Origin of the sequence: Sphingomonas sp. PAMC 26621, assembly GCF_000251145.1 — a bacterium.
In the GTDB taxonomy this organism is placed as follows: Bacteria; Pseudomonadota; Alphaproteobacteria; order Sphingomonadales; family Sphingomonadaceae; genus Sphingomonas.
Genome location: NZ_AIDW01000004.1, coordinates 234,900 through 254,239 on the forward strand (window position 1 = coordinate 234,900; position 19,340 = coordinate 254,239).

The 19,340-nt window shown below is 66.7% G+C and carries 18 protein-coding genes; 9 read left to right on the forward strand and 9 right to left on the reverse strand.

What is annotated here, in order from left to right; translation table 11 throughout:
- Positions 1 to 405: 405 nt before the first annotated feature.
- On the reverse strand, positions 406 to 1,428 hold the full coding sequence (locus RI03_RS02405; RefSeq protein WP_010214931.1) for a GGDEF domain-containing protein: 1,023 nt from the start codon (positions 1,426 to 1,428) through the stop codon (positions 406 to 408).
- A 117-nt stretch (positions 1,429 to 1,545) separates the two neighbouring features.
- Positions 1,546 to 2,637 carry a phospholipase A gene (locus RI03_RS02410; RefSeq protein WP_238542201.1) on the reverse strand — a complete coding sequence of 364 codons (1,092 nt, stop codon included), beginning with the start codon at positions 2,635 to 2,637 and terminating at the stop codon, positions 1,546 to 1,548.
- Between the two features lie 83 nt (positions 2,638 to 2,720).
- Here RI03_RS02410 and hisN point away from each other — a divergent pair, with 83 nt between their 5' ends.
- Positions 2,721 to 3,506 carry a histidinol-phosphatase gene (gene hisN / locus RI03_RS02415; RefSeq protein WP_010214934.1) on the forward strand — a complete coding sequence of 262 codons (786 nt, stop codon included), beginning with the start codon at positions 2,721 to 2,723 and terminating at the stop codon, positions 3,504 to 3,506.
- A gap of 110 nt (positions 3,507 to 3,616) precedes the next feature.
- Here the strand turns inward: hisN and RI03_RS02420 are convergent, their stop codons facing one another.
- The gene (locus RI03_RS02420) at positions 3,617 to 5,740 is read right to left on the reverse strand and encodes an AsmA family protein (RefSeq protein ID WP_010214935.1); all 2,124 of its coding nucleotides are present in this window, start codon (positions 5,738 to 5,740) and stop codon (positions 3,617 to 3,619) included.
- Positions 5,741 to 5,906: 166 nt separating this feature from the next.
- Between RI03_RS02420 and rpmI the strand changes: the two genes are divergently transcribed.
- The 6 genes from rpmI (at position 5,907) to RI03_RS02450 (ending at position 12,880) form a co-directional block, all read left to right on the forward strand.
- Positions 5,907 to 6,110, forward strand: coding sequence for a 50S ribosomal protein L35 (rpmI, locus tag RI03_RS02425; protein WP_010161045.1), 204 nt, complete (start codon positions 5,907 to 5,909; stop codon positions 6,108 to 6,110).
- Positions 6,111 to 6,127: 17 nt separating this feature from the next.
- Complete coding sequence (gene rplT, locus RI03_RS02430; RefSeq protein ID WP_010161044.1) at positions 6,128 to 6,493, forward strand: 50S ribosomal protein L20; 366 nt, start codon at positions 6,128 to 6,130, stop codon at positions 6,491 to 6,493.
- A 335-nt stretch (positions 6,494 to 6,828) separates the two neighbouring features.
- Entirely contained in the window at positions 6,829 to 7,914 is a 1,086-nt protein-coding gene (pheS, locus tag RI03_RS02435) for a phenylalanine--tRNA ligase subunit alpha (RefSeq protein ID WP_010214937.1), read from the forward strand.
- A complete protein-coding gene (gene pheT / locus RI03_RS02440) occupies positions 7,911 to 10,274 on the forward strand; it encodes a phenylalanine--tRNA ligase subunit beta (protein WP_010214939.1) in 2,364 nt (787 codons plus the stop codon). Before pheS ends, pheT begins: the two co-directional genes overlap by 4 nt.
- A gap of 141 nt (positions 10,275 to 10,415) precedes the next feature.
- The gene (locus RI03_RS02445; RefSeq protein ID WP_010214940.1) at positions 10,416 to 11,291 is read left to right on the forward strand and encodes an aldose 1-epimerase family protein; all 876 of its coding nucleotides are present in this window, start codon (positions 10,416 to 10,418) and stop codon (positions 11,289 to 11,291) included.
- 17 nt (positions 11,292 to 11,308) lie between these two features.
- On the forward strand, positions 11,309 to 12,880 hold the full coding sequence (locus RI03_RS02450; protein WP_010161039.1) for a peptide chain release factor 3: 1,572 nt from the start codon (positions 11,309 to 11,311) through the stop codon (positions 12,878 to 12,880).
- A 174-nt stretch (positions 12,881 to 13,054) separates the two neighbouring features.
- On the opposite strand, the gene RI03_RS02455 is transcribed toward RI03_RS02450, so the two are convergent.
- From RI03_RS02455 to rpmF, 5 genes are all read right to left on the reverse strand, one after another.
- Positions 13,055 to 13,417 (reverse strand): MerR family transcriptional regulator, encoded by a 363-nt coding sequence (locus RI03_RS02455; RefSeq protein ID WP_010214942.1) that lies wholly within the window; start codon positions 13,415 to 13,417, stop codon positions 13,055 to 13,057.
- 8 nt (positions 13,418 to 13,425) lie between these two features.
- On the reverse strand, positions 13,426 to 13,725 hold the full coding sequence (locus RI03_RS02460; protein WP_026046385.1) for an integration host factor subunit alpha: 300 nt from the start codon (positions 13,723 to 13,725) through the stop codon (positions 13,426 to 13,428).
- Between the two features lie 93 nt (positions 13,726 to 13,818).
- Positions 13,819 to 14,793, reverse strand: a complete 975-nt coding sequence (locus RI03_RS02465; RefSeq protein ID WP_010161036.1) for a beta-ketoacyl-ACP synthase III — start codon at positions 14,791 to 14,793, stop codon at positions 13,819 to 13,821.
- Positions 14,790 to 15,821: a phosphate acyltransferase PlsX gene (gene plsX / locus RI03_RS02470; RefSeq protein ID WP_026046386.1), complete on the reverse strand. Its 1,032-nt coding sequence runs from the start codon at positions 15,819 to 15,821 to the stop codon at positions 14,790 to 14,792. Before plsX ends, RI03_RS02465 begins: the two co-directional genes overlap by 4 nt.
- A 70-nt stretch (positions 15,822 to 15,891) precedes the next feature.
- Positions 15,892 to 16,071 (reverse strand): 50S ribosomal protein L32, encoded by a 180-nt coding sequence (gene rpmF, locus RI03_RS02475; protein ID WP_010161033.1) that lies wholly within the window; start codon positions 16,069 to 16,071, stop codon positions 15,892 to 15,894.
- 219 nt (positions 16,072 to 16,290) lie between these two features.
- On the opposite strand from rpmF, the gene RI03_RS02480 reads away from it, so the two are divergent.
- Positions 16,291 to 16,713 (forward strand): MAPEG family protein, encoded by a 423-nt coding sequence (locus RI03_RS02480; protein WP_010214943.1) that lies wholly within the window; start codon positions 16,291 to 16,293, stop codon positions 16,711 to 16,713.
- Positions 16,714 to 16,774: 61 nt separating this feature from the next.
- On the opposite strand, the gene RI03_RS02485 is transcribed toward RI03_RS02480, so the two are convergent.
- Entirely contained in the window at positions 16,775 to 17,434 is a 660-nt protein-coding gene (locus RI03_RS02485; protein WP_010161031.1) for an MBL fold metallo-hydrolase, read from the reverse strand.
- Between the two features lie 94 nt (positions 17,435 to 17,528).
- On the opposite strand from RI03_RS02485, the gene pabB reads away from it, so the two are divergent.
- Positions 17,529 to 19,310, forward strand: a complete 1,782-nt coding sequence (gene pabB, locus RI03_RS02490) for an aminodeoxychorismate synthase component I (RefSeq protein ID WP_010214944.1) — start codon at positions 17,529 to 17,531, stop codon at positions 19,308 to 19,310.
- The last annotated feature ends 30 nt before the right edge of the window (positions 19,311 to 19,340 follow it).

A 19,340-nucleotide genomic window follows, 5' to 3' on the forward strand; every position in this document is an offset into this window, starting at 1 on the left:
TCAGTATCGAAACACCGTAACGTATTCGGCTCATGTGCCACCTCGAAGTCCGAGGCTAGCGCGTCGCTTTGCCGATGTCAGCGCGAAAAGTGCGGGATCGCAAAGCCTTGTCGGGAAGCGATTACGCGATGGGGGCGAAGGATACCGCAGTCGACGCAAGAACGGTGGTGAGGACGAGCGCGGCTGCGAGCGAAACGGCGACGCGCTGGACTGCTTCGAAACGAGCGAACATGGGGGTAACTCCTGGATGATGTGGCGGTCCGGACCATTCCGTCGCCGACATTTCAGGTTTTGCAGGGACCGTGCCAGATGATGAATCTGGCGGGTTACTGCGCTTTTTTCGAAAAGTTCCCGGTGAGTCTAGTTGGGAGGCCAGTGATTCTCGCCAAATCTTGGGGATATTTGCTACGCGCGATGGATCCTGTTCCGGCCGTTGTCCTTGGCGGCATAAAGCAGCTTGTCGGCCCGTCCGAAAACCGCGCCGAGGAACTCGCCGGGTTGCGATTCGGTAATCCCGGCAGAGAAGGTCACCGCGCCGAGCGGTTCGTCCGACTCGCGCAGGCGATACCGCTTCGTCGCGACGATGCCGCGTGCCTGGTCGAGCGTGGCATAGGCCTGATCGAGCGTGATACCGGCGAACAACACGGTGAATTCCTCGCCGCCATAGCGGGCGACGAGATGCCCGGGACAGGCCGTGGTCAACGCTTCGGCGATCGCGCGAAGAACCCGGTCGCCGACCGAATGGCCGAAGCGATCGTTGACTCGCTTGAACCGATCGACGTCGCACACCGCGAGGCATACCTGCTCCCCGGCGACCATGTGCGCCGCGAATCTCTCCTCGAACGCGCGCCGGTTGGGCAGGTCGGTCAGCGGGTCGCGCCGCGCATTGTCGCGCGCTTCCTCGAGCTTGAGCCGAAGTTCCTCGGCTTCGTGAGTCGCCGCAGCAAGTCGCGCCTCGGCGGACTGGACCCGATCGAGCATCACGTTGGTCAACCGGACGATATCCTCCGTGCGATCGGTCGATCGCATCGCGTCCGCGCTCGCTGCGAGATTGCGCCCGAAATCCTGCGTCTCCGCGCGGATCGCGTGCATCATGTCGGTGAAGCCTTCGACCTGCATCTGCGTTTGCGCGACGAGTCCGTCGGTGGCGCTTGGCGCCTCCGCCCCTTCCGGTTGCGTTACGGCGGTCACGACCTGTCCGCCGAGCTTTTCGATATCGCGTGCGGTCAGCCGGATCCCGCCTTCGGTCAGTGCCGCCACCGATTGCGCGAGCACGCCCGCAGGATTGGAAACCACGCGGTGCGCAAACGCATAATGGAGCGGATCGGGGCTCAGCCGGTGCTGGGCCAGAAACAACCCGATCCGGTCGAACACCGGGTCGGCGCGGTTGTCGAGCGCAACCCGTCGTGCCTCCCTTGCCGTCGCCATCGGTAGAACCCGTCCCTTGATCCCGGTCGCGTCAAAACGACCCTTGTCTGTGGCCCGTGCTAGGCCGAAACTGCTAAAATACAGTGACCGAATGCGTAACGATAGCGGGGCGGTGCGTCAGCGCGTCAGCGCGATGCCGAAGCGGGCGTGATTGACGATCCGGTTGTACGCGATCAGCGTTTCGGCATAGCCGGTGTAGAAATCGCCGAACAGGTAGATGTGCGGCAGGCGCTGGTCGATCCGCGCGAGCGGATAGGAGACGAAGGTCTCGGCGCTGCCCTTGCCCGTCCCCGGATTGCCCCGGCCGCTCACCGCGACCTTGACCCCGTCGCGCTGGCCGATCGACAGACCGAGCGACGTATAGCCCCAATAGCGGTCGAGATCGGGTGCGAGGCCCTGGTCGCCGAAATAGCCCCACACCATCGGCGCGATCCCGAGGTTCCACCCCTTGCCCAGCGCGACCGTCTTGTTCGCGCGCAAGAAGAAGCGGTTGACGTCGATCGAGTTGGTCACGCCGCCACCGTTCGAATCATGGCGATAGCCGCCGCCGATGACGAGCGTGCGGTCGACCGGCACGTCGAGGAACACCTCGGGGGCGAAACCCTGCGCGGTCAGCGGGGCGGACGGCTTGTCGGTCGCAAGGAAGAAGGTGTGGGTATAGGCAAAATCGAGCCGCGGACCGTCATCGCGGCCGAGCACCCTGAAATCGAAGCTGACCGACAGTTTTGACCCCGAATTGCCAGCACCCATCACCGCATAGGTCGGTGCGAACGGATGCAGCCGGTCAAGAAACGCGCCAGACCCGCCACGCGAGGTCGCGACCAGCGACTCGCCCTTTGCCGGGGCACCCGCGAGAGGCGCTGCCGCCGTCGCCTCCGGCCTGGCCGGCGGTGCCACGGCGGCGAGCGGATAGGAGGCCGCAAGCCGGTAGCGCAGCCGCGCAAATCCGCCCGGGGCGACCGTCGCGGGTTCGTCGGGGGCGGCGATCAGCCGCAGCCGGGTGCCGTCGCGCGCGACCGTCTCGATTTCGGCGGGCCCGTGTGCAGGTTGCGCGGCGGTGGTTTCGTTGAGGACGAACACCTCGACCCCGGCGCGCGCGGCATCGGCGGAAGCGGGCGGATCGAGCAGCGGACGAAGCTGCGCTGCCGCCGGCGGGGCGACACCGGCGATCAGCGCGCCGCCGCCAAGTCCCAAGATTCGCAGCCGCATCTGCTTGGCTTCCCCGTTCGCCAGACCCCGCCGCCTCATCGCATGGACTGGCGATTTGATGCCAGCCGGATTACGCAGGCCGGATGCGAATTACCGAATCCGATTTAGCCCTTGCCGCCGCGCTCGCCGATGCCGCGGGCGCCGCGATCCGTCCCTATTGGCGCACCGAGCAGGGGCTCGAGATGAAGGGCGATGCGTCGCCCGTCACGCTCGCCGACCGCGCGGCGGAGGCCGCGATGCGCGCGCTGATCGAACGGACCTTCCCCGACGATGCGATCATCGGCGAGGAATATGGCGTACGCGAGGGGCCCTCGGGGCGCGCGTGGGTGCTCGACCCGATCGACGGGACGCGTGCGTTCATTTCCGGGCGGCCGATCTTCGGGACGCTGATCGCTCTGGTGGTCGAGGGGTGGCCGATGCTCGGCGTGCTCGACCAGCCGATCATCGGCGAGCGCTGGGTGGGGACGACCGGCAAGCCGACGCTGTTCAACGGCAAGCCCGCTTCCACGCGGCGCTGCGCGGATCTGGGGGAGGCGTTGCTCGCGACGACCTCGCCCGCGCTGTTCACGGATGATCAGTTGCATGCGTTCGAGCACCTCGACGCGAAGGTCCGCAGCACCGTGCTGGGGGGCGATTGCTACAATTACGGCTGCGTCGCGAGCGGGTGGCTCGACGTGGTGGTCGAAGCCGAGCTCAAGCTCCACGATTTCGCCGCTCTGGTGCCGATCGTCGAGGGGGCCGGCGGGCGGATGTGCGACTGGGCGGGCGACCCGCTGACCGCGGACAGCGTCGGCGAAGTCGTCGCAGCGGGTGATCCGGCGCGGATCGAGGAGATCCTCGAGGCGCTGGCGTGCCGCGGGGGGCATTGACCGCTTAGCAGCGTCATGCCGAACGCCCTTCGGCGCGCACCATCGCGCGGCGTCTGACAACGGTAGGGAAAGCCGCCATTACGCCCGAGGCGGGCTTCGAACGCAATTCCTCAGAATATCCCGAGGAACTTCTTCCGCGGTGCCTTGCCTGTCTTGTCCTTCTCAGCGGTTGCGGTGGTGCCGTGCCCGACATCGTCGCGTTGGTGGCCCTTGGTGGTGCGTTGCGCGCTGGCGGGGGCCGCCGCGAGGATCGGGCCGCATTGCGCGGCTTTCGCGTCGCCGACGTCGACGAACGCGAGAAGCCCCGCCACCGGAGTCGCGACGAGGCTGAGCCCCGCCGCCGCCCCCGCGCGTTCCAGCAACTGCGGCGTCAACACGTTGATCCCGGGTTTGGCGAACGATCCGACCAGCCCGACCGGGGATTGTGCCGAGAACAGGCTGATCCGCTTGCCATCCGCGCGGAACACGAGATCGAGATGCTCGTCGCGGAAACTGAACCCACCGCGTCCCGCGATCACATTCTTCTCGGTATCGATCAGGATCGGGTCCGCCGCCGCAACCCCGCCGCGCACGGTGAAGCCGATCAGCCCGCAGTTGATCTTGACCGGTTCCTTGAGCTTCCCCTGGAACAGCTTCTGCGCGAAGGTGCCGATGTCCAGTTCAGAGAGCTGGACGTTGCGCGCGGAGAAGTTCCCGCCGGGCATGACGAATGCGATCCGCCCGTGTGCCGTCGCCAGTGAGTCGTGGACCGTATCGCCGTCGCCGGTCAGCGCGATGCGGCCTTTGACGATCCCGGTCGTGCCCGATTCGATGACACCATAGCCCGCGAGCAGCCGCCCCATCGGGGTGGGCGACAGGCGGATGTCGTAGGTATCGTGCGCGGGACGGCGGCGGGCGTCGAAGGTGATATCTGCGGCAACGTTGCCCCGCGCCATCACGAAGGTGAGCGGCGATACCTTGAGCAGGCTGTCTTTCAGCGACAGCGTCAGATCGATATCGGAGACGGGGACGTTCTTCGAACGCACGACGCCGATTCGATATTTGAGGTCGGCGTTGAAATTCTTGAAGGTCTCGACCGGGATTGCCGCGTTGGGCAGGATTCGCGCGGGCGCGGCACCGGTGTCCGCAGCAGCGGCGACCGCACCCTTAGTCGCGACGATGTCCGGGTTGTAGCCGATGAACGGTGCCGCATCGATGATGTCGAGCTTGCGCGTGGTCAGCGTCGCACCAATGTGGAGACGGGGCTCGATGTTCTGCACAGTGAACGCACCCGCCAGGTCGCTGTCCCCGAAGCGGCCGGTAAGCCGGGTGAAGGCGTAGGTCGTGCCGGTCTTCGTCAGGATTGCCTTGACGTGATAGGTCCGGCTGCGCGGAATCGCGACGCCGATGATGTCGAGCAGCTCGGCGAGGTTGCGCCCGCGCGACGTGACGGTCAGCGGGACGTTCTCGATGTCGGCGATGCTCGGGAGCGTGCCTGCCACGGTAACGTGGTTGTTGGCGGCATCGGCGGCGAGTTCGAGCTGGTTCCTGCCGCGCGCGACGGTGGCGTCAGGGGAAAGCAGCGCGCCCTTGAGCGTAAACGGGGTGGCGCGAACCTTGCCGTCGCCGGTGAAGCGGACCGACTTGCCGATTCGCGCATCGGTCGAGGTGATCGTCTGGAACGCCAGATCGGTGCGCAACAGCATCTTGGGGTCGAGGTAGCGCAGCGTCGTTCCCGCCACGGTCGCGACGTCGATCCGCGGGAAATCGAGCGGCTTGCCGCCCTTCTTCTCGCTGAACGTCCAGCTATTGTGGGTGTGCTGCTTGTTCCACTCGAGATCGACCGCGCCACCGGTCAGGTCGAGCGTGTAGAAATGGCGTTTGCCGAACAGCATCGACAGCGGCGCGATTCGCGCGTCGATCTGCTTGGCCGCGAACAGATTGGGGCGGGAGGCGTAGGACGGATTGGAGATCGTCATCCCGTCGGCGCGGAAGTGGATTGTGATCGGATCGAAATAGAGCTGGAAGTCGTCGGTGACTTTCACGTCGCGATGCGTCGCGGAGGAGACGATTCGTTCGAACGGACCCTTCAGGAACCGTCCCTTGGTGATGTAGAGCACCAGCCACACGAGGAAGAGCGCGACCACCAGGCCGATCACGACGTTGCGCGCGATTCGCCACGCGCTGCGGCGCTTGACGGTTGCAGCGGACTGCGCCGGGGGCGCGGCAGGGGGCGGGGAGGGTGCAGCGTCCATCGCTGCCAAACCGTTCGCCTTGCGTAATCGTTCCTCCGCGCATCCGAGGTTGCGTTTTCGCAAGGGGCCGGGTATGCGCCCGCTTTCCTGCGAGTAAGAGGAACTGCCCGGCCGGTATGGGCTGCCGTGGCCGTTCATAGATCGTCGCAAAACTGAAAGGACGAAAATGCCCAAACTCAAGACGAAGAGCGGCGTCAAAAAGCGCTTCAAGCTCACCGCATCCGGCCTGTTGAAGCATGGCGTCGCTGGCAAGCGTCACCGCTTGATGAGCCACAACAGCAAGTACATCCGCCAGAACCGCGGCACCAAGCTGCTGTCCAAGGCCGACACGGCCACCGTCAAGGCGTGGGCGCCTTACGGTCTCGGCTGAGCGGAAGGAATTAGAGAATGGCACGCGTAAAACGGGGTGTAACTACCCACGCAAAGCACAAGCGGATCCTCAATCTGGCGAAGGGCTATTATGGCCGTCGCAAGAACACGATCCGTATCGCCCGTCAGGCCGTCGAGAAGGCCGGCCAGTATGCGTATCGTGACCGCAAGGTTAAGAAGCGCAACTTCCGCGCCCTGTGGATCCAGCGTATCAACGCAGCGGTCCGCGTCGAGGGTCTGACCTACGGCGTCTTCATGCATGGCCTCAAGCTTGCCGGCGTCGAACTCGATCGCAAGGTCCTCGCGGATCTCGCGATGCACGAGGGTGCCGCATTTAGCGCCATCATCGCGCAGGCGAAGGCGGCTCTGCCCCAGGCTGCCTGAGGGCGATCTGTTGCGAGACTGAGATTTGGGGCGCCGGTGGCAACACCGGCGCCCTTTTTCTGTTTGGGGGTGTCCCTCCGGCGGCCATCCTCTCGACCCAAAAGCTGGCGTCATGCTGAACTTGTTTCAGCATCCACCGCGTAACGGGCATGGTCCGGGCTCGCGGAGGGCTGGATCCTGAAACGAGTTCAGGATGACGGACGGGTTGAAGAACAGCACTCCGTCGGCGTTACCATGAACCTCCCTGGCCGGCTGCATCAGCACCGCGCAGGGTTGATCAAGGGCTTCACCTCCCGCTACGGCGTCACCCATGATGGGTTCCCGCCCTTACGGGAATGACGGAGATGTACGTGGCTGACCTTGCCGAGATTGAATCGCAGTTGCCGTCGATCGGCCAGGCCGATGCGGCGGAGCTCGAAACGCTCCGCGTCGCGCTGCTCGGCAAGCAGGGCAGCATCACCGCGTTGCTCAAGACGCTCGGCAAGATGTCGCCCGACGAGCGACTGGTGGAAGGTCCGCGCATCCAGGGCGTGCGCGAGGCGGTGACCACCGCGATCGCTGAACGGAAGGTAGCGCTCGACCGCGCCGAGCTCGACGCGCGGTTGGCGCGCGAGACGATCGACATGACGCTCCCCGCCGACGCGGCGCCGCAAGGGTCGGTCCATCCGGTCAGCCAGGTGCTCGACGAGATGGCGGAGATCTTCGCCGACCTCGGCTTCGCGGTCGCGACCGGACCCGAGATCGAGGACCAGTGGCATAACTTCACCGCGCTCAACATGCCCGAGAGCCATCCCGCGCGCGCGATGCACGACACCTTCTATCTCAAGGCGGGCGAGGGCGAGGAGGCGAAGGTGCTGCGCACCCACACCTCCCCCGTGCAGATCCGCACGATGATGGGGCAGGAGCCGCCGATCCGCATCATCGCGCCGGGCCGGGTCTATCGCTCGGACTGGGACGCGACGCACACGCCGATGTTTCACCAGATCGAGGGGCTGGTGATCGACAAGGGCATCACGCTCGGTCACCTGAAGTGGACGCTCGAGACCTTCCTCAAGGCGTTCTTCGAGCGAGACGACATCGTGCTTCGCCTGCGCCCGAGCTATTTCCCGTTCACCGAACCTTCGGCCGAGGTCGATGTCGGCTGGACGATGGAAAAGGGCCGCCGCGTGCTCGGCGGGTCAGAGGGCTGGATGGAGCTGCTCGGCAGCGGAATGGTGCACCCCAAGGTGATCGCCGCGTGCGGGCTCGATCCGAACGAGTGGCAGGGCTTCGCCTTCGGGGTCGGGGTCGATCGGCTCGCGATGCTCAAATACGGCATGGATGACCTGCGCCCGTTCTTCGAAGGCGATGCGCGCTGGATCAAGCATTACGGTTTTTCGGCACTCGACGTGCCCACGCTAAGCCAGGGAGTCGGCGCATGAAGGTTACGCTCGACTGGCTCAAGCAGCATATCGACACCGACGCTACGCTCGATACCATCGTCGAGACGCTGACGCGGATCGGCCTCGAGGTCGAAGGGGTCGAGAACCCCGGCGCGACGCTGGCTGCGTTCCGCGTCGCCAAGGTGCTGAGTGCCGCGCCGCATCCGCAGGCGGACAAGCTCCAGGTTCTTTCCGTGGATGCCGGCGATGGCCCGCTGCAGGTCGTCTGCGGCGCGCCCAATGCGCGCGCTGGCCTAGTCGGTGTGTTCGGCGCGCCCGGCGCGACGGTGCCGTCGAACGGCATGGTGCTCAAGGTCGCGGCGATCCGCGGGGTCGAATCGAACGGCATGATGTGCTCGACGCGCGAGCTCGAACTCGGCGAGGAGCATGACGGGATCATCGAGCTTCCCGCCGATGCGCCGATCGGCATGGCCTATCCAGACTATGCCGGGCTCAACGACCCGGTGATCGAGGTGAACGTCCTCCCCAACCGCCCGGATTGCATGGGCGTGCGCGGGATCGCGCTCGATCTGGTCGCTGCCGGGCTCGGCACCGCGAAGCCGCTCGCCTACGCGCCGGTTGAGGGCGAGGGCGCAGGTCCCGACGTGCGTACCGAGGATGCCGACGGCTGCCCCGCTTTCTTCGCGCAGGGCGTCAGCGGCCTCGTCAACGGCACCGCGCCCGAATGGATGCGCCGCCGCCTGACTGCGATCGGCCAGCGGTCGATCTCGACGCTGGTGGACATCACCAATTACGTGATGTTCGATCTCGGGCGTCCGCTTCATGTCTATGATCGCGCGAAGCTGTCGGGCGGGCTCGTCGCGCGCAAGGCGGCGGCGGGGGAGCAGGTCGTAGCGCTCAACGGCAAGACCTATACGCTGGCCGAGACGATGACGGTGATCGCGGACGACGCACATGTCCACGACATCGGCGGGATCATGGGCGGCGAGGATTCGGGCGTTACCCCCGAGACCACCGACGTCGTGATCGAATGCGCCTATTTCGACCCGGATTCGATCGCCCGCACCGGCCAGGCGCTGATGCTGACTTCGGACGCGCGCTCGCGGTTCGAACGCGGCGTGGACCCGGCGTTCCTCGAAGAGGGCCTCGCGATCGCGACGCGGCTGGTGCTCGACCTGTGCGGCGGCAGCGCGAGCGCGCCGACGCATTCGGGCACCCCGCCGACGACGCGCAAGCGGATCGCTTACGATCCCGCGCGTGCCGAAACGCTCGGTGGTCTCGCGGTTGCGCCGGAACGGCAGCGCGAGATCCTGACTGCGCTCGGCTTCACGGTCGAGGACGACTGGACCGTCCTGCCGCCGCCCGCGCGACGCGACGTCGATGGCCCGGCCGATCTGGTCGAGGAAGTGATCCGCATCGTCGGGATCGATTCGGTCCCCGCGACCCCGCTGCCGCGCGCAGCGGGCGTGGCGAAGCCGACCGCAACGCCAGCGCAGAAGATTGAGAGTCGCGTCCGCCGGGCGGCGGCTGCGCGGGGGCTCAACGAGACGATCACCTGGAGCTTCCTTTCGGACGCACAGGCGACCGCGATCGGCGGGGCGGCGTGGACGCTCGCCAACCCGATCAGCGAGGAGCTCAAGGTGATGCGCCCGTCGCTGCTCCCCGGCCTGCTGGCGGCAGCGGAGCGCAACATGAAGCGCGGCGCGGGTGGCGTCCGGCTGTTCGAGCTCGGGCGGCGGTATCTCGCCGATGGCGAACGCCCGACGCTGGGTGTGGTGCTCGCGGGCGAGGCGCGGTCACGCGGCTGGCAGGATGGCAAGGCGACTCAGTTCACTGCCTATGACGCCAAGGCCGAGGCGCTCGCGCTGCTGGCGGCGGCAGGCGCTCCGGTCGATAATCTGCAGGTGATGGGCGAGGCTGGCGATGCGTGGCATCCCGGCCAGTCGGGCACGCTGCGATTGGGTCCAAAGACGGTGCTCGCGGCGTTCGGCATGGTCCACCCGCTGACGACGCGCGCGTTCGACGTGGATGGTCCCGTTGCGGCGGTCGAGCTGTATCTTGATGCGATCCCCGCCAAGCGCGCGTCGAGCTTCGCGCGCGCGGCCTATGCGCCGCCGGCGTTGCAGGCGGTGCGGCGCGACTTCGCGTTCCTCGTGCCCGACAGCGTTTCGGGCGAGGCGCTGGTGCGCGCGGCGCGCGGGGCGGACAAGGCGGCGATCGTGGGGGCGCGGGTGTTCGACGTGTTCACGGGCGCGGGTGTCGAGCCGGGGCACAAGAGCATCGCGGTCGAGGTGACGCTCCAGCCGGGGGACAAGAGCTTCACCGAGGCGGAGCTGAAGGCGGTCGCGGACAAGGTGGTTGCTGCGGCTGGCAAGCTGGGGGCGAGTTTGCGGGGGTAACCTCTTCCGTCACCCCGGGCTTGTCCCGGGGTCCACCGGGGATTGCGCTTGCCGGCTGCGGGATGCGCGGCGCGGTGGATGCCGAGACGAGCCCGGCATGACGGGGTGGGGGAGGTGATTTTCATACAAGGACAGACCGACATGGCCGACGCTCTCATCACCATCGCCACGCCGCAGCTTTCCGCCGCGATCAACCCGCTCGGCGCGGAACTGACGCACCTGCACGATGCGGAGGGTCGCGAGCTGATGACCAACGCCGACCCCGCGTTCTGGACCGGCCATGCGCCGTTGCTGTTCCCGATCGTCGGGCGGCTCAACGGGGACGTGCTCCACATCGACGGCACCGACTATCCGATGCAGCAGCATGGCTTCGCGCGCCGCAGCGTGTTCGCGCTGGTCGAGCATAGCGACGCGCAGGCGGTCTTCCTGCTCGAGGACAGCGCCGAAAGCCGCGCAATCTATCCCTTCGCCTTCGCGCTGCGCGTCACCTACACGATCACCGATGCCACACTCGACATTGCGGTGGTGATCGAGAATCGCGGCGGCGACGTGCTCCCGGCGAGCTTCGGTTTCCACCCCGCCTTTGCCTGGCCCCTCCCTTACGGCGCGCCGCGCGCCGACCACCGCATCGTCTTTGCCGAGGACGAGTCCGAAGCGCTCCGCGAACTGGTCGACAGCGCTATCATCGAGCAACTCCGTCCGTCCCCGCTCGACGACCGTACGCTGGCGTTGAACGATGCGCTGTTCGAACGCGACGCGCTGATCTGGGACCAGCCGCACTCGCGCAGCGTCCGTTACGGCGCGCCGACCGGCCCGCAATTGCGCGTCGATTTTCCTCTCATGCCGATGCTCGGAATCTGGACCAAGCCGGGGGCCGCGTTCGTCTGCATCGAGCCGTGGCACGGCATCGCCGATCCGACGGGCTTCGCGGGCGATATCCGCGAGAAACCCGGTATCGTCGCGATCGCGCCGGGCGCGACGCTCGCCTGTGGGATGCAGGTGACGTTGGAGGCCTGAGGCGCTACAGCGCAGCGATGAATCACACGTCCGACCGCCGCACCTTCGCGATCATCTCCCACCCAGACGCCGGCAAGACCACGCTGACCGAAAAGCTGCTGCTGTTCGGCGGCGCGATCCATCTTGCCGGCGAGGTCAAGGCGCGCGGGCAGAACCGTCGGGCGCGCTCGGACTGGATGAAGATCGAGCAGCAGCGCGGGATCTCGGTGACGTCGTCGGTGATGACGTTCGAGCGCAACGGGCTGACCTTCAACTTGCTCGACACGCCGGGCCACGAAGACTTTTCCGAAGACACCTATCGCACGCTGACCGCGGTCGATTCGGCAGTCATGGTGATCGACGCCGCACGCGGGATCGAGGCGCAGACGCGCAAGCTGTTCGAGGTCTGCCGGTTGCGCTCGGTGCCGATCATCACCTTTGTCAACAAAGTCGACCGCGAGGGGCGCCCGCCGTTCGAGCTGCTCGACGAGATTGCCGAGATGCTCCAGCTCGACGTCACGCCGATGAGCTGGCCGGTCGGCATGGGGAGCGATTTCGAGGGGGTGTACGATCTCCACGCCAACAGCCTGAGCCGGCCCGAGGGGCCGAGCCGCGAGTTCCTCGGCAAGGCGCTGTCGTTCACCGGGCTCGACGACCCCGCGCTCGCCGCCACGCTTAGCCCGGCGGGGCTCCAGTTGCTCCAGGACGAGTCCGAGCTCGCGCTCGGCGGCTACGGCGCGTTCGACGTCGAGGCGTATCGCGGCGGCGACCAGACCCCGGTCTATTTCGGCTCGGCGCTGAAGGAGTTCGGGGTCGCCGAACTGATCGACGCGCTCGGCCGCCACGCACCCGGCCCCCGCCCGCAGCCGGCAGAGCCCGCCGAGGTGCTGCCCGACCGCGCCGACGTCACGGGCTTCGTGTTCAAGGTCCAGGCCAACATGGACCCCAACCACCGCGACCGGATCGCGTTCATGCGGCTCTGCTCGGGCACGTTCAAGCGCGGCATGAAGCTGACGCCGACCGGCCACGGCAAGCCGATCGCGATCCACTCGCCGATCCTGTTCTTCGCGCGCGAACGCGAACTGGCGGACGAGGCGTTTCCGGGCGACATCATCGGCATTCCCAACCACGGGACGCTGCGGGTGGGCGATACGCTGTCCGAGCGGGCGGACGTGCGCTTCACCGGCCTGCCGAACTTCGCGCCCGAAATCCTGCGCCGCGTCGCGCTCAAGGATCCAACCAAGACCAAGCAGTTGCGCAAGGCGCTCGACGACATGGCCGAAGAGGGGGTGACGCAGGTGTTCTACCCCGAGATCGGGTCAAACTGGATCATCGGGGTGGTCGGTCAGCTCCAGCTCGAAGTGCTTCTGTCGCGGCTCGAGGCGGAATATAAGGTCGATGCGGGGCTGGAGATGGCGCCGTACGATACCGCGCGCTGGGTATCAGCGGCGGATCCGGCGGATCTCAAGGCGTTCATGGACCTCAACCGCACGTCGATGGCGAAGGATCGCGACAACAACCCGGTCTATATGGCGAAGACCGCGTGGGACGTCGGCTATGTCGCGGATCGTTACCCCAAGGTCACCTTCGCGGCGACGCGCGAGCGCTGATGCGGGGGCCTTCGACTTCGCTCAGGGCGAACGGAGGGGTCGGCCCGTCAGTTGCGGATATTCTACGATTCCTTCCCCCCGTTCGTTTCGAGCGAAGTCGAGAAACCCGGCACAGCGCAGGTTTCTCGACTTCGCTCGAAACGAACGGGGGGGTAAGGGGATGCGCCTAGAGGCCTAAGCCAGCGCGTCCTGTTCCAACGCCTCGACCAGCGCCTCGCGGACCGCCAGGATCGCGCCATAGCTCGCGGGCGGAAGCGGCGTCGCGGGAGAACGCTTGCGATCCGCCATCAACGCCTGTTGCACGCCCCGGATCGTGTAGCCCTCATCGTTGAGCATTCGCGCGATCCGCTGGACGAGAACGACGTCCTCGGGCCGGTAATAGCGCCGGTTTCCCGCGCGCTGAAGCGGTCGCAGCTGCGGAAAGCGGGTTTCCCAATAGCGCAGGATATGCTGCGGCAAGCCCGTCTCTTTCGACAGTTCTCCGATCGTGCGAAAGGCCCCCTCGGCCTTGCCGGGGATCGTCGGCGGCGTTGCCATGATGTGTCTCAGTCCGCGCTGACGATGCGGTCGCGCATCATCTGGCTTGCCCGGAACGTCAGGACGCGACGCGGCGCGATCGGCACTTCGACCCCGGTCTTGGGATTGCGCCCGATCCGTTCGCCCTTGTCGCGCAGAACGAAGGTCCCGAAGCCCGAGATCTTGACGTTGTCCCCCTTCGCGAGGGCCCCGCACATGTGCGACAGAATTTGTTCGACGAGGCGCGACGAATCCGCGCGCGACAAGCCGACTTGATGATGAAGAGCCTCGGCCAGATCGGCCCGTGTCAACGTTCCTGCAGGCGCCATTCCGGTTTCCCTCCCCAAGCGGCAAGACGTTGGTCTAACACACAGAAGGCACGAACGGAAAGGGCTAGTTACAGTACCGTAACAAGGTTAATCTCAAAAACGGACCACTGCAGCGCCCCACGTGAACCCGCCGCCCATCGCTTCGAGCACGATCAGGTCGCCGCGCTTGATCCGGCCGTCCTTCACCGCGGTATCGAGCGCGAGCGGAACCGAGGCAGCGGAGGTGTTCGCATGCTGGTCGACCGTGACGATCACCTTCTCGGGCGGCAGGCCCAGCTTACGTGCGGTGGCATCCAGGATGCGCGCGTTCGCCTGGTGCGGGACGACCCAGTCGACATCCTCGGCGGAAAGGCCGCTGGCGGCGAGCGTCTCCGTCATCACGCTCGCGAGGTTGACGACCGCGTGGCGGAAGACTTCGCGACCCTTCATGCGGACCTTGCCGACGGTGCCCGTGGTGGAGGGGCCGCCATCGACGTAGAGCAGCTCGTTGTGGCGACCGTCGGCATGCAGGCGTGTCGAGAGAATCCCGCGCCCCGCATTGCCGCTGTCGTTATTTTCCTGCCCTTCCAGAATGATAGCACCCGCACCATCGCCGAACAGGACGCAGGTGGTGCGGTCCTCCCAGTCGAGGATGCGGCTGAACGTCTCGGACCCGATCACCAGCGCGCGGCGGGCAGACCCTGCGCGGATCATGCTGTCGGCGACCTGCACCGCATAGAGGAAGCCCGAGCAGACCGCCGCCACGTCGAAGGCGACGCAGTCGTTGATGCCCAGGCTCGCCTGCACCTTGGTCGCGCTCGACGGGAACGTCTGGTCGGGCGTCGCGGTCGCGAGCACGATCAGGTCGATGTCCTGCGCGGAGAGGCCGGCCGAACCCAAGGCAGCGCGGCATGCATCGGCAGCGAGCGTCGCGGTGGTTTCGTCGGGGGACGCGATATGGCGGAAGCGGATCCCGGTCCGCTCGACGATCCATTCGTCCGAGGTGTCGACGGTCTCGGCAAGCTCGGCATTCGAGACGCGCCGTGCGGGGAGCGCCGATCCGGTGCCGACGATGACCGATCGAATCATGCTGCTTTCGCCTCGAATTCACGCAAGTCCTCGGCGATTCGCCGAGTCAGGTCGTCGCGCACCATTTTTGCCGCCGCCGCGATCGCGGTTGCGACGCCAATCTCGTTTGCGCTGCCATGGCTTTTGACGACGAGCCCGTTGAGCCCGAGGAAGACCGCGCCATTGTGGTTGTTGGGGTCCAGATGATGCCGCAACAGGTCTGTCGCGGGCTTGGAGATCAGGAACCCGATTTTCGACCGGACCGACGAACGGAACGCGCGCTTGAGCAGGTCCGCGACGAAGCGCGCGGTGCCCTCGGCGGTCTTGAGCGCGATATTGCCCGAGAAACCGTCGCAGACGATCACGTCGACATCGCCGCGCGACAGTTTGTCGCCCTCGATAAAGCCGGTGAAGTCGAGCGGGAGGTGCGACGCATGTCGCAACGCGTGCGCGGCGTCGCGTATCACGTCGGTGCCCTTCTGGTCCTCGCTGCCGATGTTGAGCAACGCGACCCGGGGACGCGCGAGATCGAGCGAGGTGCGGGCATAGGCTGCCCCCATCACCGCGAATTGAATGAGGTTGCGTGCATCGCATTCGGTGTTGGCACCGAGGTCGAGCACGACCGTGTCATTGTCGCCAAGCGTCGGCATCAACCCGGCGAGTGCGGGCCGATCGATCCCGGGGATCATCCGCAGCGACAGCTTCGCCATCGCCATCATCGCGCCGGTGTTGCCCGCTGAGACGCACGCAGCGGCACGCCCCTGCTTCACCATGTCGATCGCAATCCCCATCGACGTCTTCTTGGACCGACGAATCGCCTGAGTCGGCTTTTCACTCGATCCGACGACCTCGGGGGCGTGGACGATCTCGCTGCAGGCGCTCAGGGCCGGATGCTGCTTGAGTTCGGCTGCGATCGCCGACTCGTCACCGACGAGAAGGAAGCGCATGTCTTCATATTTACGACACGCGCGTGCGACACCGGCGAGCATGACCGCCAGTCCCTCGTCGCCACCCATCGCATCGACGGCGATTCGGGAGCTGTTCGTCACGCTGGCCGCTCCCTGAATACGCGCATTGAGCACCCGCTCGATCGCACGAGCCGCCGCCGATCCGTCGGGATCAGCCTTCGACCGAGAGGATCTCGCGGCCGTTATAGTGGCCGCACGACCCGCACAGGTTGTGCGGGCGCTTCAGTTCGCCACAGTTCGGGCATTCCTGGAACGACGCAACGGTGAGCGAATCGTGTGAACGACGCATGCCGCGCTTGGACGGCGTGGTTTTTCTTTTGGGGACGGCCATTTCGGCGAAACCTTATACTTGTCTGAACCGGTGCGATAAGCCCGAACCCGTTGCGACGCAATCGACGCAAGGTCGACCGCGCAAGCGGCACGGGTGGCCAGACATCTCGCGAAGATGGCGGGCTATAGCGATTCTTCGCGGCGTTGCAAGCTTTGCGCGCTCGTGCGACGGACCGGGCCTGATACAAAAGGGGAGAGTGCGATGGTTTCGGGATCCGACATGACGATCACGCTGGTGACCGCAGGCGCGGCGGCGATCATCAACCTGTGGTTGGCGGCACGCGTTGGAGCGGCGCGCGGCAAGGCCAAGGTGTTTATTGGCGACGGCGGCGACGAGCGGCTGATCCGCCAGATGCGCGCACAGGCCAATTTCGTCGAATATGCGCCGTTCATCCTGATCCTGCTTGCGCTGATCGAGTTCACCGCTGGCAGCTCGTGGTGGCTGTGGAGCGCGAGCGCGCTGTTCCTGGTCGCGCGCGTCGCGCATCCGCTGGGGATGGACGGCTGGGGTTTCGGGCGGATGGCGGGGACGCTGATCACCTTCCTGCTGCTGCTCGGGCTGGGCGGCTATGCGATCGTAATGCCGTTGATCGGGCATTCGACGGCGAGCGTTGTCGCACCGAGTGTCGCGCCGGCGGGGTGACGTTCTTTCGCCTTCGCCATGCCGGGTTTGGCCCGGCATGGCGCGGGAGGACGACCGGCTTCTAGTCCGCGAGCGCCGAGTCGCTGACGAACATGTTGGTCGCGCGCTCGTGCGCGAAGGTGCTGGCCGGGCCGTGGCCGGGGAGGAACGTCGTGTCGTCCCCGAGCGGCCACAGCTTCGTGACGATCGACTCGATCAGCTGGGGGTGATTCCCGCGCGGGAAATCGGTCCGACCGACCGAGCCTGCGAACAGCACGTCGCCGACGATCGCCAGCTTCGACGGTGCGTGGTGGAAGATGACGTGGCCGGGCGTGTGCCCGGGCGTCTCGTAGACATCGAGCACGAGATCGCCGACCGTTACCGTATCGCCTTCGACCAGCCAGCGGTCCGGCTCGAAATTGACCCCCGGAATGCCATATTGCGCGCCGCTCTCGGACAGCGTGGAGGTGAGGAAACGGTCTTCCTCGTGCGGGCCCTCGATCTGTACGCCGAGCTCGTCGGCAAGGGGCTTGGCCTCGCCGCAATGGTCGATGTGGCCGTGTGTCAGGATGATCTTCTCGATCGTCACGCCATGCTGCGCCGCCGCTTCGCGCAGCCGGGGCAGGTCGCCGCCCGGATCGACGAACGCGCCGCGCATCGTGGCGGTGCACCAGAGCAGCGTGCAATTCTGCTGGAGCGGGGTGACGGGGAGGATCGCGGCGCGGAGGGGCGGGGTGCTCATGCCCGACTCGATACGGCGGCGCGGCTTTTGCGGCAAGCTTCACCGGGTTTGGGGTTGCCCCCAAGGCAACAAGCGAGGCATTTGCCGGGGGACGATGCTGAGCCTACAGACCCCTCCCTTCATCCTGCTCGACGACGCGCAGGACGGCGGCGCACCGGCGCGGCTCTATACCGATCCGCTAAGGATCGTGCAGGCGCGCACGGTCGACGAGATCGACGCGGTGCTGGCGGCGGTACGCGCGGCGCGCGCCGAGGGGCTCCATGCGGTCGGCTTCCTCACATATGAGGCGGCTGCCGCGTTCGAACCCGCGCTCGACTCGCCCCCCACGACCGGCCAGCTGCTCGCGTGGTTCGGCTTCTTTGCGACCTATCGCGAAATCGCGCCCGATGCGGTTGCGGCGTTGCTGCCCGATCCGGCGGGGGCTTGGAATGGCCCGCCCGAGCCGGCCATAACGCCGGAGACCTATCACGCGCAGTTTGCCGCAGTCCGCGAGGAGATCGTCGCGGGCGGGCTGTATCAGGCGAACCTGACCTATCGCGCCACGCTGCCGGCGTGCGGTGATCCGTTGTCGCTTTATGCCCGGTTGCGCGGCAGTGCGCGCGCGGGGTTCGGCGCGCTGATCGATACCGGCGCGGAGACGATCCTGTCGTTGTCACCAGAGCTGTTCTTCGCGCTCGACGGCGACCGGCTGACGTGTCGCCCGATGAAAGGCACGGCGCGCCGGGGAGCGACGCCCGCAGCCGATGCGGCGGCGATCGCTGCGCTGCGCGACGACCCGAAGCAGCGCGCGGAAAATCTGATGATCGTCGACTTGATGCGCAACGATCTCGCGCGAGTTGCGCGCGCCGGCTCGGTCGCGGTGCCGACGCTGTTCGCAGTGGAAAGCTACCCGACGGTCCACCAGATGGTGTCGACCGTGACCGCCGAACTCGCGCCCGGGCAGGACGCGGTCGACGTGCTCGCCGCGCTGTTCCCGTGCGGGTCGATCACCGGCGCGCCCAAGATCGCCGCGATGCGCGCGATCCAGGGTATCGAGGATGGCCCACGCGGGCTCTACACCGGGGCGGTCGTGCGGTTCGATGCGAACGGCGACGCGATCGCCAATGTCGCGATCCGCACGTTGGTGTGGCCCCACGGCGCGGAGCAAGCGACGATCGGCGCGGGCGGCGGGATCGTCGCTGACTCCGACCCGGCGGCGGAATGGGACGAGGCGCGCGCCAAGCTCGCGTTCCTGACGCACGGGGTTCGCCGGTTCGACCTGATCGAGACGATGGCATTCGACCCCGAAGAGGGGCTGCTGCTGCTCGACCGGCATCTCCGCCGGATCGCGGCGAGCGCGGCCGCGCTCGGGTTCGCGTTCGACCGGCACAGCGCGCGCAACGAATTGCAGGCGGCGACCTTCCGGCTGCGCGTCGCGTCGCGCGTGCGGCTGATGCTCGCGCCGAGCGGCGCGGTGGCGATCGAGGTCGCCGCATTGCCCGCAATGCCCGCCGAACCCGTCGCGGTGGCGATCGTCCCGCTCCCGGTCGCGCCCGCCGATTTCCGATTGCGCCACAAGACGACCGACCGTGCCTTCTACGATTCTGCGCGAGTCGCATCCGGGTGTTTCGAGGTGCTGTTCGAACGCGCGGACGGCCGGCTGACCGAAGGGAGCTTCACCGCGCTGTTCGTCCCGCGCGGCGACGTGCTGGTGACGCCGCCGCTGCCCGACGGGTTGCTCCCGGGGGTATTGCGCACCGAGCTGCTCGCGACCGGTCGCGCGGTCGAGGGTGTGCTGACCGCGGACGACCTCGCGCACGAATTTTTCATCGGCAATGCAGTGCGCGGTCTGATTCGTGCGCGACGAACGGTTGCGACGACGCCACCGCCACGATAAGCGCACGCCCGACCGTTCGTCATTTAGGCC